The 14,418-nt window shown below is 72.1% G+C and carries 9 protein-coding genes; 7 read left to right on the top strand and 2 right to left on the bottom strand.

From position 1 onward, the window contains the following. Positions 1-134: 134 nt before the first annotated feature. The 3 genes from ACZ6C6_RS16365 to hflX all read left to right on the top strand — a co-directional run bounded on the left by ACZ6C6_RS16365 (position 135) and on the right by hflX (position 5,533). A complete protein-coding gene (locus ACZ6C6_RS16365) occupies positions 135-2,228 on the top strand; it encodes a RelA/SpoT family protein (RefSeq protein WP_469203252.1) in 2,094 nt (697 codons plus the stop codon). 187 nt (positions 2,229-2,415) lie between these two features. Beyond that, positions 2,416-3,870 (top strand): M1 family metallopeptidase, encoded by a 1,455-nt coding sequence (locus ACZ6C6_RS16360; protein WP_469203250.1) that lies wholly within the window; start codon positions 2,416-2,418, stop codon positions 3,868-3,870. A gap of 142 nt (positions 3,871-4,012) precedes the next feature. Then, a complete protein-coding gene (hflX, locus tag ACZ6C6_RS16355; protein ID WP_365684571.1) occupies positions 4,013-5,533 on the top strand; it encodes a GTPase HflX in 1,521 nt (506 codons plus the stop codon). 80 nt (positions 5,534-5,613) lie between these two features. Here hflX and ACZ6C6_RS16350 read toward each other — a convergent pair whose 3' ends face one another. Both ACZ6C6_RS16350 and ACZ6C6_RS16345 read right to left on the bottom strand, forming a co-directional pair. Further along, positions 5,614-6,795, bottom strand: coding sequence for a trypsin-like serine peptidase (locus tag ACZ6C6_RS16350; protein ID WP_469203248.1), 1,182 nt, complete (start codon positions 6,793-6,795; stop codon positions 5,614-5,616). Between the two features lie 127 nt (positions 6,796-6,922). Then, positions 6,923-8,155, bottom strand: coding sequence for a trypsin-like serine peptidase (locus ACZ6C6_RS16345; protein WP_469203246.1), 1,233 nt, complete (start codon positions 8,153-8,155; stop codon positions 6,923-6,925). A 327-nt stretch (positions 8,156-8,482) separates the two neighbouring features. Here ACZ6C6_RS16345 and ACZ6C6_RS16340 point away from each other — a divergent pair, with 327 nt between their 5' ends. From ACZ6C6_RS16340 to ACZ6C6_RS16325, 4 genes are read left to right on the top strand one after another with little or no spacing between them, the layout of a single operon-like run. After that, positions 8,483-9,862 (top strand): diaminobutyrate--2-oxoglutarate transaminase family protein, encoded by a 1,380-nt coding sequence (locus ACZ6C6_RS16340; RefSeq protein WP_469203244.1) that lies wholly within the window; start codon positions 8,483-8,485, stop codon positions 9,860-9,862. A 28-nt stretch (positions 9,863-9,890) separates the two neighbouring features. Beyond that, on the top strand, positions 9,891-11,822 hold the full coding sequence (locus tag ACZ6C6_RS16335) for an IucA/IucC family protein (RefSeq protein ID WP_469203242.1): 1,932 nt from the start codon (positions 9,891-9,893) through the stop codon (positions 11,820-11,822). Next, positions 11,717-12,487, top strand: coding sequence for a GNAT family N-acetyltransferase (locus ACZ6C6_RS16330; protein ID WP_469203350.1), 771 nt, complete (start codon positions 11,717-11,719; stop codon positions 12,485-12,487). Before ACZ6C6_RS16335 ends, ACZ6C6_RS16330 begins: the two co-directional genes overlap by 106 nt. 60 nt (positions 12,488-12,547) lie before the next feature. Continuing rightward, positions 12,548-14,383 carry an IucA/IucC family protein gene (locus tag ACZ6C6_RS16325; RefSeq protein ID WP_469203240.1) on the top strand — a complete coding sequence of 612 codons (1,836 nt, stop codon included), beginning with the start codon at positions 12,548-12,550 and terminating at the stop codon, positions 14,381-14,383. Positions 14,384-14,418: the final 35 nt, after the last annotated feature.

The following is a 14,418-nucleotide window of genomic DNA, read 5'->3' as shown; positions in this document are numbered from 1 at the left end:
GCTCGAATGGGTGATCCGTTTCACGCTGGGCGAGAGCGGGACTCCGCCACGTGGTGGGCTCGGTAGCATCAAGCACCGGCCCGGAGGCGCGCCGCGCCTCCCCACCGCCGGTCGACGTCGCCGGAGGTGCCCCCATGAGCGCAGAGGCCACCAGCCCAGGTGCTCCCATCCGCAGGCGGGGCCGTCCCCGGATCGACCTCCGCAGGCTCGGCAGAGCCGCGCTCTTCGGTCCGGTCTCCCGCGACCGGCTCCCCGACGCCATCGCGCACGTCGCCGAGGTGCACCGGGTCCACCATCCCGACGCCGACCTCTCGGTCCTGCAACGCGCCTATCTGCTCGCCGAGACCTCGCACCGGGGGCAGATGCGCAAGAGCGGTGAGCCCTTCATCACCCATCCGCTCGCCGTCACCCTCATCCTCGCCGAGCTGGGCGCCGAGACGACCACCCTGACCGCGTCCCTGCTCCACGACACGGTCGAGGACACCGAGGTGACCCTCGACCAGGTGCGGGAGGAGTTCGGCGAGGAGGTCTGCTACCTCGTCGACGGCGTCACCAAACTCGAAAAGGTCGACTACGGGGCCGCCGCCGAACCCGAGACCTTCCGCAAGATGCTGGTCGCCACCGGGGACGACGTCCGCGTCATGTCGATCAAGCTCGCCGACCGGCTGCACAACATGCGCACCCTCGGCGTGATGCGGCCCGAGAAGCAGGCGAGGATCGCCAAGGTCACCCGCGACGTGCTGATCCCGCTCGCCGAACGGCTCGGCGTCCAGGCGCTCAAGACCGAGCTGGAGGACCTGGTATTCGCCATCCTCCACCCCGAGGAGTACGCCCGCACCGACGCCCTGATCACCGAGGCGGCCGACGGCCCCGACCCGCTCGGTGCCATCGCGGGGAACGTGGCCTCGGTGCTCCGCGAAGCCGGCATCTCCGCGGAGGTCCTGGTCAGGCCCCGCCACTTCGTCTCCGTCCACCGGGTCCGCATCAAACGCGGCGAGCTGCGCGGCAGCGACTTCGGACGGGTCCTGGTGCTCGTCGGTGAGGACGCCGACTGTTACGCCGTCCTCGGAGAGCTGCACACCTGTTTCACCCCGGTGATCTCCGAGTTCAAGGACTTCATCGCCGCCCCCAAGTTCAACCTGTACCAGTCGCTGCACACCGCGGTGGCCGGGCCGGACGGCGAGGTGGCCGAGGTCCTCATCCGCACCCACCGCATGCACAAGGTCGCCGAGGCCGGTGTCGTCGCCCTCGGCAATCCTTACGCCTCCGAGGGCGCCTCCCAGACCGCCGAACCGGCCGACGGCGAACGCGCCGACCCCACCCGCCCCGGCTGGCTCTCCCGCCTCCTCCAGTGGCAGCAGTCCGCGCCCGACCCCGACACCTTCTGGACCACCCTGCGCGCCGACCTCGCCCAGGACCGCGAGATCACCGTCTTCCGCACGGACGGCGGCACGCTCGGCCTGCCCGCCGGCGCCAGCTGCGTCGACGCGGCCTACGCCCAGCACGGCGACGCCGCCCACGCCTGTATCGGGGCCCGGGTGAACGGCCGGCTGGCCACGCTGAGCACCGTGCTGAAGGACGGCGACACCGTGCAGCCGCTGCTGGCCGAGGACGCCGCGTCCGGCCCCTCGCCGGACTGGCTCGACCACGCGCGCACGCCCGCCGCCCGGATCGCCATCACCGGCTGGCTCGACGCCCACCCGCAGAGCGCGGAGACCGGACAGCCCGGCATGCCCGCCCACCCCGACCCGCAGCCGGTGCCGCCCTCGGTGCCCAGGACCGCCCGCGCCCGCACCGCGACCGCGGTGGCCGAGCGGCCGGACGCCGCGGTACGGCTCGCCGGATGCTGCACGCCCGTGCCCCCCGACGAGGTCACCGGCATCCCCGTACGCGGCGGCGCCGCCGTCACCGTGCACCGGATGGAGTGCCCCGCCGTGGCCCGCATGGAGGCGGCCGGGCGGACACCGGTAGCGGTGAGCTGGGGCGACGAGCAGGCGTGCCGGGTGACGCTGATCGCTGAATCGTTCGGCCGCCCCCGACTGCTCGCCGACCTCACGGAGGCGATCGCGGGAGCCGACGCCGCGGTGATCTCCGCCACCGTCGAGCCCCCGAGCGAACAGCGCGTGCGGCACACCTACACGCTGCGGCTCCCGGACGCGGCCGGGCTGCCCGCGCTGATGCGCGCCATGCGCGAAGTACCCGGCGTGTACGACGTGAGCCGCGCCTAGGGCGTGTCCGAAAGTCCCGCCTGTCCGGCGGGCGGACGGCGCTACTTCCGAAACACGCCCATGGGCCTGTCTGACAGGCCCAAGGGCCGGGGCGCTCCGGCGCGGCGGACCGTCAACCGCGTTCTCATTCGGGTGGCGCGGCGCGCGCCGCGCCCGTCCGGCGGGGCGGCGCTGATAGCCGTAGTGCATGCCGTTCCTCTCCCGCCGTTCGCGGGCCGCTGTGCTGGCCGCCGCCTCGGCCGCTCTCGTCGCCGCCACCCTGCCCGCCGACCCGGTGCCCCTCGGCATCGGCGACCCGCTCTTCCCGCACCTCGGCAACCCCGGGTACGACGTGCTCGCGTACGACATCGGCCTCACCTACAAGGGCCGCAACGACGAGCCGCTGGACGCCGTCACCACCATCGACGCACGCACGACCGAGCCGCTGGACCGGATCAACCTCGACTTCACCCGGGGCACCGTGCGCTCCGTCGCCGTCAACGGGCTGCGCGCCGGCTTCGAGACCGCCGGCGAGGACCTGGTCGTACGGCCGGCGGGCCGCATCCCGGCCGGCGTGCCCCTGCGCGTCACCGTCCGGCACACCAGCGACCCCACAGGCGAACAGGACAGCGGCGGCTGGGTGCGCACCGCCGACGGACTCGCCATGGCCAACCAGGCGGACGCGGGGCACCGGGTCTTCCCCAGCAACGACCACCCCGCCGACAAGGCGTACTTCACCTTCCGCGTCACCGCGCCGAACGACCTGACCGTCGTCGCCAACGGCGTGCCCACCGGGCGCAGCCGCAACGGCGGCGACACCACCTGGACCTACCGCACCGAGCACCCCATGGCGACCGAACTCGCCCAGGTCAGCATCGGCGGAAACACCGTCGTGCGACGGACCGGGCCGCACGGACTGCCGGTGCGCGACGTCGTACCGACGGCGGACCGCGACCGCGCGGAGACCTACCTGAAGAGGACCCCCGCTCAGCTGGACTGGATGGAGCGGCAGGTCGGGCCGTACCCGTTCGAGAACTACGGAATCCTCGTCGCCGACACCGAGACCGGATTCGAGCTGGAGACCCAGACGCTCTCCCTCTTCGAGAAGCGGCTGTTCACCGACACGCGCTTCCCCGCGTGGTACGTCGAGTCGGTCATGGTCCACGAACTGGCCCACCAGTGGTTCGGCGACAGCGTCTCCCCGCGGTCCTGGTCCGACCTCTGGCTGAACGAGGGGCACGCCACCTGGTACGAGGCGCGGTACACCGAGGACCACATGGACGCGCCGCTGGAGGCGCGCATGCGGAACGCCTACATCCGGTCGGACACCTGGCGTGCCGCCGGAGGACCGCCCGCCCGGCCCGCCGCGCCGAAGCCGGGCCAGAAGATCAGCCTGTTCCGGCCCGTCGTCTACGACGGCAGCGCCCTCGTCCTGTACGCGCTGCGCCAGGAGATCGGGCACGACGCCTTCGACCGGCTGGAACGGCGATGGGTCCGCAAGCACCGCGACTCCAACGCGGCCACGGAGGACTTCGTCCGGCTCGCCTCGCAGGTGGCCGGACGCGACCTGACCGACTTCTTCGAGGGCTGGCTGTACGGGACGAGGACACCGCCCATGCCGGGGCACCCGGACTGGCGGAGCACGGCGCCGGCCGCCTCGTAAACCCGCGTGACGCCCCGCCCCGGCCGTGCCACTATCGACGGGTCGCCGAGACGGCCGGAGCGGAGGATTTCCCCCTCGGGAATCTTCCGCACAGGTCACGCGTTGTGACTGATGCAACCACTTCTATCGACGTAAGGATCCAATGACCTCCTCTTCTTCCCTTCCCCAGGACGCGCGCAACGCGCAGAGTGCCACGGAGAACGCGACCGAGAGCCTCACCGAGGGCCTGCGGGCCGACGCCCTGATGGAAGAGGACGTCGCCTGGAGCTTCGAGATCGACGGCGAGCGGGACGGCGACCAGCTGGACCGCTCGGAGCGTGCGGCGCTGCGGCGCGTGGCCGGCCTCTCCACCGAGCTGGAGGACGTCACCGAGGTCGAGTACCGACAGCTGCGCCTGGAGCGCGTGGTGCTCGTCGGTGTCTGGACCTCGGGCACGGTGCAGGACGCGGAGAATTCGCTCGCCGAGCTGGCGGCCCTCGCCGAGACGGCGGGCGCCCTGGTGCTCGACGCCGTGTTCCAGCGCCGTGACAAGCCCGACCCCGCCACATACATCGGTTCCGGCAAGGCGCTCGAACTGCGAGACCTCGTGGTGGAGACCGGGGCCGACACCGTCGTCTGTGACGGTGAGCTGTCCCCGGGCCAGCTGATCCACCTCGAAGACGTCGTCAAGGTCAAGGTGGTCGACCGGACCGCCCTGATCCTCGACATCTTCGCCCAGCACGCCAAGTCCCGGGAGGGCAAGGCGCAGGTCTCCCTGGCGCAGATGCAGTACATGCTGCCCAGGCTCCGCGGCTGGGGTCAGTCGCTGTCCCGTCAGATGGGCGGTGGCGGTACCAGCGGCGGTGGCGGTATGGCGACCCGTGGTCCCGGTGAGACCAAGATCGAGACCGACCGGCGCCGTATCCGCGAGAAGATGGCGAAGATGCGCCGGGAGATCGCGGAGATGAAGACCGGCCGTGACCTCAAGCGCCAGGAACGCCGGCGCAACAAGGTTCCCTCGGTCGCCATCGCCGGCTACACCAACGCCGGGAAGTCCTCGCTGCTCAACCGTCTGACCGGGGCGGGAGTGCTGGTGGAGAACGCCCTGTTCGCCACCCTCGACCCGACCGTGCGCCGGGCCGAGACCCCGAGCGGCCGGGTCTACACGCTCGCCGACACCGTCGGGTTCGTACGGCATCTGCCGCACCACCTGGTCGAGGCGTTCCGCTCCACCATGGAGGAGGTCGGCGACTCCGATCTGATCCTGCACGTGGTGGACGGCGCGCACCCGGTGCCTGAGGAGCAGCTCGCCGCGGTGCGCGAGGTGATCCGCGAGGTCGGCGCGACGGACGTGCCCGAGATCGTCGTGATCAACAAGGCGGACGCGGCGGACCCGCTGGTCCTCCAGCGCCTCCTGCGCAACGAGAAGCACGCCATCGCAGTCTCCGCCCGCACCGGAGCCGGCATCGACGAGCTGCTCGCGCTGATCGACAGCGAGCTGCCCCGTCCGTCGGTCGCCGTCGAGGCACTCGTGCCGTACACCCAGGGCGGACTCGTCTCCCGGGTGCACGCCGAGGGCGAAGTGGTCTCCGAGGAACACACCTCGGAGGGCACGCTGATCAAGGCGCGGGTCAACGAGGAGCTGGCCGCGGAGCTCGCCTCGTTCATCCCCGCCGTGCACTGAGCCGCACGGCACCCGGACAACCGGAAGGCCCGTCCCCTCGCGAGGGGACGGGCCTTCCGGCCGTCATAGGGACGCTGCCGCTACTGGGCGCCGTACTTCTCGCTCATCATCGTGAAGATCTGCTCGGCGCCCTCGCCGAGGTGCGGTCCGGCCAGCCAGCCCGACGTGACCGGGCCGATGGACGTGTTGGAGACCAGCGCCAGCTTCCCGTCGCTGCCCTCGCTGAACCATCCGCCACCGGACGAACCGCCGGTCATGGTGCAACCGATGCGGTACATCGTGGGCGTGGCCGGGCTGATCGAGAGCCGGCCCGGACGGTCGACGCACTTGTGCATGATCAGACCGTCGTACGGCGGAGCTGCCGGGTAGCCCCAGGCGCCCATCGCGCCGATCCGCGCGACCTCGGGCGCGTCGAAGTTCACCGGAAGGGCGTTGCCCACGGTCTCCTCAAGGGACTTGGTTCCGCGTTCCGGCTTCACGTGCAGCACCGCGTAGTCGTACGGGGCGCCCCCGCCGCCGGTCGGGCCGCCGTCCTTGATCCACTCGCCGGAGGTGCTGGCCCAGTCGGCCCAGTACGCGCCGTACGGGGCGATCTCCTGCGGCTGCGCGTTCTCCAGCGCCGCGGCGCTCTTGCCCTGGTCGTTGTACGCGGGCACGAAGACGATGTTGCGGTACCAGCCGCCCGAGGCTCCGGCGTGGACGCAGTGGCCGGCGGTCCACACCAGGTTGGACTTCCCGGGATTCTTCGGGTCCTTGACGACCGTGCCCGAGCAGACCATGTGGCCCTTGGGGGAGTCGAAGAAGACCTTCCCGACCGGGGCCGCGTAGTTGTGGTACGGCGTCTTCTCGCGCTCGGCGGTGACCGGCTCGGGCTCCGGGTCGGTGACGCCCTGGTCGCCGGAGAGGTCACCGGCTGCCATGGTCTTGGCCGGGTCCTTCGCCGACTTCATCCGGTCCGGCTTCCACAGCCCCTCGATGACCGGGTTGACGAAGTCCTTGGCTTCACGGAGCCACTTGTCCTTGTCCCAGTTCTTCCACTCGCCGTCGCGCCACTTGTCCGGGTCGATCCCGTGCTTCTTGAGCTTGTCGGCCAGCCCGGCGGGAAGGCCGCCGCCGTTCTCCGCACCACCGGAGGCCGAGGCCGAGGTGGTGGCGGCCGGCTTGTCGGCGCCCTCGTCCCCGGTGGGGCCGCAGGCCGTGGCCGTCAGCGCGAGCGCGGCGACCAGACCGGTCGTGGCGAGCAGCGGACGTATGGATCGCATGAAAAGAATTCCCCCTGAAATCTGCACACTTGCTGTCCGTGTGCCAGGGGCCTCCGGAGCGGACTCTCCCGCTCCGGAGGCCCCTGGGCTCCTGTCGTACGCGCCCGTGCGGGCGCGGTCCTGCTGGTTACTTGTCCGCGTACTTGTCGCTGACCGCGTCGTAGACGCCCTTGGCCTCCGGGCCGAGGCGCGGTCCGGCGAGCCAGCCCGCCGTCACCGGGCCGATGGAGGTGTTCGAGACCAGCGCGGGCTTGCCGTCCTGGCCCTTGGCGACCCAGCCGCCGCCGGAGGAACCGCCCGTCATCGAGCAGCCGATGCGGTACATCGTCGGGTCGTCCTGCGCGAGCGACAGGCGGCCCGGCTTGTCCTTGCACTGGAACATCTTCTGGCCGTCGTACGGTGCCGCGGCCGGGAAGCCGGTGGCCGTCATGTCGGTGATCTTGGGCACCGCCGGGGCGTTGAACTCGACCGGCAGGGCGGAACCGACCGTCTCCTCCAGAGACTTGCCGCCGGAGCCCTCCTCGGGCGTGACGTGCAGCACGGCGAAGTCGTAGGGGGCGCCGAGGCCGCCGACCGAGGCGCCCTGGTCGATCCACTGCTGGGACGTCTGCGCCCAGGTGCCCCACCAGATGCCGTAGGGGGCGACCTTCTCCTTCGGCGGGTTGTTCCGCAGCTCGGCCGTCGACAGCCCGCTGTTGTTGTACGAGGGAACGAAGGCGATGTTGCGGTACCAGCCGCCCTTCTTGCCCGCGTGCACACAGTGGCCTGCGGTCCACACCATGTTGGACTTGCCGGGGTGGGCCGGGTCCTTCACCACGGTCGCCGAGCAGACCATCGAGCCCTCGGGGCCGTCGAAGAACAGCTTGCCCGACTCCGGTGCGTTGTCGTGGTACTGCGTCTGCACGCCAGCGGCGCGGACCGGTGCGGGTGTCGGGTCCGTCACGCCCTCGTCGCCCGAGATGTCGTTGTCGACCGGCTTCTCGGGCGGCTTGTCGGCGTCCTGCATGCGGTCGGGGTCCCAGAGGCCCGCGATGATCGGGTTGATGTAGTCCTGGGCCTCACGGAGCCACTTGTCCTTGTCCCAGTTCTTCCACTCGCCGTCGCGCCACTTGTCGATGTCGATCCCGTGCTCCTTGAGCCGGTCCTTCAGATCGTCCGGGATGGAGATCTTGCCGTCCGACGTCGCACCGGCCGAGCTGCTGCTGCTCGGCTCGGAGTCGGCGTCGTCCTCGGTCGGCCCGCAGGCGGTGGCCGTCAGCGCGAGGACGGCGGTGAACGCGGCGGTGACGAGCACGGGGGAGGAGGCGCGACGCGCACTCCTGCCGCGACGTGCGGTGGTTCCTGGTCGAACGAGACGCATCTGCTGATCCCCCTGGGACTTCGTAACTCAATGCTTCCGTAATGCACTTGTGTCCGGCGCGCCGCATGGCCCGCCGAACGGGCAGGGAGCAGCGCGGTCTTCGGGGCGTGCCCGAGCCCGGCGCGGCCCCCACTATGCCGGTGCCGCTGTCGGCGGTGCGCGGCAGGGTTGCGCTCCGCAAGGATCTTCGGATTCAGCCGTGATCCTTTGCCCCCTCGGTCGTTGGTACGCGTGGGGGGCACGGAGACAGCGTTCACCCTCGCAGGCCGTCCTTGCGAAATCGTACTGACGTGCAACGCAACTGTTACAGCGGGAGGATCAAGAGCCGTGGCCGTGACCGAACCAGCTCCGGCGCCACCCCTGGCGGCCCACGAAGGCATCCTGCGCCGTCAGTCGCTGCGTGAATCGGCCGCCCGCACGTACGCCAGATCGCTGCCGATCGTGCCGGTGCGGGCCCGGGGACTGACCATCGAGGGCGCCGATGGGCGGCGGTATCTCGACTGCCTGTCCGGGGCGGGGACGCTGGCCCTCGGCCACAACCACCCGGTCGTCCTGGAGGCGATCAAGAAGGTCCTCGACTCGGGAGCCCCGCTGCACGTCCTCGACCTGGCAACGCCGGTCAAGGACGCGTTCGTCACGGAGCTCTTCAGCACCCTTCCGCGGGAGTTCGCCGACAACGCCCGGGTCCAGTTCTGCGGACCCGCCGGTACGGACGCGGTCGAGGCGGCCTTCAAGCTCGTCCGCGCCGCCACCGGCCGCAGCGGCCTGCTGGCCTTCACCGGCGCCTACCACGGCATGACGGCGGGCGCCCTCGCGGCTTCCGGCGGCGCCGAGGACGTACGAGTGACCAGGCTGCCCTTCCCGCAGGACTACCGCTGCCCCTTCGGCATCGGCGGAGAGGCCGGCGCGCGGACCGCCGCCCACTGGACCGAGAGCCTGCTGGACGACCCCAAGAGCGGGACGCCCGCCCCCGCCGGGATGATCCTCGAACCGGTCCAGGGCGAGGGCGGGGTCAACCCCGCGCCCGACGGCTGGATGCGCCGGATGCGCGAGATCACCGAGACCAGGTCCATCCCGCTGATCGCCGACGAGGTCCAGACCGGCGTGGGCCGGACCGGCGCCTTCTGGGCCGTCGGGCACAGCGGCATCGTGCCCGACGTCATGGTGCTGTCCAAGGCCATCGGCGGCTCCCTCCCGCTCGCCGTGATTGTCTACCGCTCGGAGCTCGACACCTGGCAGCCCGGCGCCCACGCCGGCACCTTCCGCGGCAACCAGCTCGCCATGGCGGCCGGTACGGCCACCCTCGCGTACGTCCGCGAGAACGGCCTCGCCGAACGGGCCGGGGTCCTCGGCGCCCGCATGCTGGCAGGCCTCAGGTCGCTCGCCGCCGACCACCCGTGCGTCGGCGACGTCCGGGGGAGGGGCCTGATGATCGGCGTCGAGATCGTGGACCCCGAATCCCGCCCGCAGGGCACCGGCACCGAACCGCCGCCGGACCCGGTCCTCGCCGCCGCCGTCCAGCAGGAGTGCCTGAGCCGCGGACTCATCGTCGAACTCGGCGGCCGCCACTCCACCGTCGTACGCCTGCTGCCGCCCCTCACGCTCACCGACGAACAGGCGACAGCGGTGGTCGACCGCCTCGCCGACGCCCTGGCAGCCGCGGAACGCTCACCGCACCGCCGCCTGCCGACCGGATCGCTCCGCTGACCACGGACACCAGCACAGGAAGACCGCCGTGAACCCCACCCCCGCGCCCGAGGCCGACGGCCCTCCCCCCAGCCACCTCCCCGAATCGGACGCCCCCGGCGGGGTCGCCGTCGAGGCGACGACCGTGCCACGCCAGAAGGAGACCCCGCACGACCTGTGGCGCGCCTCGCGGCCCGCTTCCCCGCCGCGGACCGCGGTACGCCGGCAGGACCAGGCGGCAGCCGCACCGGACGACCCGGCCGCCGACCCGCTCGGCCATCCCGACCCGCTCCGCGCCGCCGACGCGGCCGGCGTCGAGAACCTGCTGCGCTGCTGGGTGCGCGAGAACGACCTGCCCCGGCCGGCCGGGGAGACCCTGCGCGTCCCGCTCCCCGCGAGCGGCACCGCCCTGCTCGTCCCCGTCCGCCACTGGTCCGCCACCGGCTGGCACCGCTTCGGGCCCCCCGTCCTGGAGCAGGCACCCGCCGACGCGCCCCCCGCCGACGCGGTCACCGTGGCCGCCCTGCTCGGCCGGGAGGCCGGACACCACGACGGCGCCGACATGGCCGGCCGGGTCGCCGACTCGGTACGGCGCACCGCCTCGTTCATCGAGGACCGGCGCCGCCGCCCCGCCGCACCCGACGAGGCCGACCTCTTCCTCACCGCGGAACAGTCCCTCCTCCTCGGCCACCCCCTGCACCCTTCGCCCAAGAGCAGGGAAGGGCTCACCGACGCCGAGGCGCGCCTCTACTCACCCGAGCTGCACGGCTCCTTCCCGCTCCACTGGATGGCCGTCGACCGTTCCGTGCTGGCCACGGACTCCGCCTGGACCGACCAGGGCCGCCCGGTGCCCGCCGCCGACCTCGTCGTCCGGCACGCCCCGGGCCTGGCCTTCCCCGAACACACCGCGCCCCTTCCCCTCCACCCCTGGCAGGCCCGCGAGCTGCGGAGCCGGCCCGAGGTCGCCGCCCTGCTCGACGCCGGCCTCCTGCACGACCTCGGCCCGTACGGTGGCGCATGGCACCCCACCTCGTCGGTCCGCACCGTGCACCGGCCGGGAACCGATCTGATGCTCAAGCTCTCCCTCGGCGTCCGGATCACCAACTCCCGCCGGGAGAACCTCCGCAAGGAGCTCCACCGAGGCGTCGAGGTCCACCGGCTGCTCCGTACCGGACTCGCCCGCGAGTGGCGCGCGGCGCACCCCGGCTTCGACATCGTGCGCGACCCCGCCTGGCTTGCCGTCGACACCCCGGACGGCGCGCCCGTGCACGGCCTCGACGTCATGCTCCGGCACAACCCCTTCAGCCGGCACGACGACGCCGTCTGCATCGCCGGGCTCACCGCACCCCGTCCCTGGCCGGGCCGTACGGGGCTGCACTCACGCCTCGCCGACGTGGTCCACCGCCTCGCCGCGGCCACCGGACGGACGACGACCGCGGTGGCCGCCGAGTGGTTCCTGCGCTACCTGGAGCGCGTCGTCCACCCGGTGCTGTGGCTCGACGCCCACGCCGGGGTCGCGCTCGAAGCCCACCAGCAGAACACCCTCGTCCTGCTGGACGCGAACGGCTGGCCCACCGGGGGCCGTTACCGTGACAATCAGGGCTACTACTTCCGGGAATCGCACCGCACCGCGCTCGACCACAGGCTCCCCGGCATCGGATCGGTCAGCGACACCTTCGTCTCCGACGCCGTCACCGACGAACGCTTCGCCTACTACCTCGGCATCAACAACGTATTCGGACTGATCGGGGCGTTCGGCTCCCAAGGGCTCGCCGACGAGCAGATGCTCCTCGACGCCTTCCGGCGCTTCCTGAAGTCGGCATGCGAACTGGGTTCGCCGTTCCCCGCCCACCTGCTCGACAACCCGCGCCTGCGCTGCAAGGCCAACATGCTGACCCGCCTGCACGGACTCGACGAACTCGTCGGCCCCGTCGACACCCAGTCCGTCTACGTCACCATCACCAACCCCCTGCACGGCTGAGGCCGGGCCGCGCACCCGGGGCCGGAAGCCCATCGCCGAGATCATCGCCGAGAGCTGAGAGAGGAGCGCCGCCCGTGTCTCCCCCCGACGCGCCCGCCGGTCCCGTCCTCCGGGCGGAATGGGCCCCCGTCCCCACACCGGCCGGGGAGTTCCAGCTCGTCCCCGTCCGCCCGGAGCGCGATCTTCCGACCCTCACCCGGTGGATGAACGACCCCGTCGTCGCCGCCTTCTGGGAGCTCGCCGGCGACGCGAGCGTCACCGCCCGGCACCTCGCCCCCCAGCTCGCCGTCGACAGCCACAGCACCCCGTGCGTCGGGGTGCTGTCGGGCACGCCCATGAGCTACTGGGAGCTGTACCGCGCCGACCTGGACCCGCTCGCCCGCCACTACCAGGCCCGGCCGCACGACATCGGCGTCCACCTCCTCATCGGGGAGGGCCGCCACCGGGGCCGGGGTACCGGCACGACGCTGCTGCGTGCCGTGACCGGTCTCGTGCTCGACCACGTCCCCCTCTGCACGCGGGTCGTCGCCGAGCCCGACGTCCGCAACGCACCCTCCGTCTCCGCGTTCCTGAGCGCCGGATTCCGCCTCTCCGCCGAGATCGAACTCCCGGAGAAGCGGGCCGCGCTGATGGTCCGCGACCGAGCCCACCGCACCCGGCCATGAACGCATCCCCGACCCGTCCGCACCGCTCGAACCCCATCGGTTCCCACCCGAGGAGTCCCCGTGCCCACATACCCCGCGCACCACGACGCAACGGAGCCGCCCGCACCGCTCACCACCCCGGAACTCAACCGGGACGCCTGGGACCGGGCCGCCTCCCGGATGCTCGCGAAGATGCTCGGTGAATTCGCCTACGAGGAAGTCATCGAGCCGGCTCCGCGAACCGCCGGCGGCAGCACGTACACCCTCCCCCTGGACGACGGCGGCAGCCTCTCCTTCACCGCCCGGCGCGGTGTGTACGGGAGCTGGCGCGTCGACCCCGGATCGATCCGCGCGGCGGGCCCCGACCCCGCGGCGGGCAACGTCCCGTTCCACGACCCGCTCCTCTTCGTGACCCGGGCCCGCCGCCTCCTCGGCCTCGACGGCGCCACGCTCGGCCACCTCCTCCGCGAGCTGACGACCACACTCGCCGCGGACGCCCGCCTCGACCACACCGCGCTCACCGCCGCCGAACTCGCCGCCCTCGGCTACGCGGAGCTGGAGGGCCACCAGACCGGGCACCCCTGGATCGTCGCCAACAAGGGCCGGCTCGGCTTCTCCGCCACCGACGCGGCCCGCTACTCCCCGGAGGCCCGCGAGCCCGTCCGGCTGCCCTGGCTCGCCGTCTCCCACGGGATCGCCGAGTACCGGGGCGTGCCCGCCCTTTCCACCCCGGACAGGCTTTACACCCAGGAGCTCGACCCGGCCGTCCGCGCGTCCTTCGCCGACAGCCTGCGCGCACGCGGCCTGGACCCGGACGGCTATCACTACCTCCCGGTCCACCCCTGGCAGTGGGACGAGTGGATCCTGCCCCTGTTCGCGCCGGCCATCGCCGCCGGAGACATCGTGCCCCTGCCCGCCGACCCGGACGTACGGCTGCCGCAGCAGTCCATCCGTACCTTCGCCAACCTCGCGCGGCCCGACCGGCACACGGTCAAGCTGCCGCTGTCCGTCCTCAACACCCTGGTCTGGCGCGGCCTGCCCACCGAGCGCACCATCGCCGCGCCCGCCGTCACCGGCTGGGTGCTGGGGCTGCGCGACAACGATCCGTTCCTGCGTGACACCTGCGGCGTGATCCTCCTCGGCGAGGTCGCCTCGGTCACCGTCGAGCACCCGCTGTACGACCACCTTCCCGAGGCGCCGTACCAGTTCAAGGAGATCCTCGGGGCGATCTGGCGCGAGCCGCTGCCACCGCGCCTGGCACCTGGGGAGCGGGCCCGTACCCTCGCCTCCCTGCTCCACACCGACCCCGGGGGGCGCGCCTTCACCGCCGAGCTGGTCGCCCGCTCCGGACTGCCGCCCACCGTCTGGCTGACCCGCCTCTTCGCCGCCCTGCTGCCGCCCCTGCTGCACTTCCTCTACCGGTACGGCACCGTCTTCTCCCCGCACGGCGAGAACGCGATCGTCGTCTTCGACGGGCAGGACGTGCCCGTACGCCTCGCGATCAAGGACTTCGTGGACGACGTGAACGTGAGCGCGCAGCCGCTGCCCGAGCACGACACCATGCCGGAGGACGTGCGCCGCGTCCTGCTGACCGAGGAACCCGCGTTCCTCACCCAGTTCATCCACTCCGGCTTGTTCACCGGGGTCTTCAGGTTTCTCTCCCCGCTCTGCGAGGAACAGCTCGGCGTCCCCGAGGGCGAATTCTGGTCACTCGTCCGGGCGGAGATCCTGCGCTACCACGCCCGCTTCCCGGAGCTGAAGGAGCGGTTCGAGATGTTCGACATGCTCACCCCGCGCATCGACCGCCTCTGTCTGAACCGGAACCGCCTGCATCTCGACGGCTACCGCGACCGGCCCGTACGCCCGCACGCGGCGGTCCACGGCAGTGTCGCCAACCCGCTCCACCTCGTCGAGTGAGGCCGGGAGTGCCCGTCGATGTCAGCGGCGCCCCG

The sequence above is a fragment of the Streptomyces sp. NPDC041814 genome, from assembly GCF_055590565.1.
This window is presented reverse-complemented; position numbering and strand designations above follow the sequence as displayed.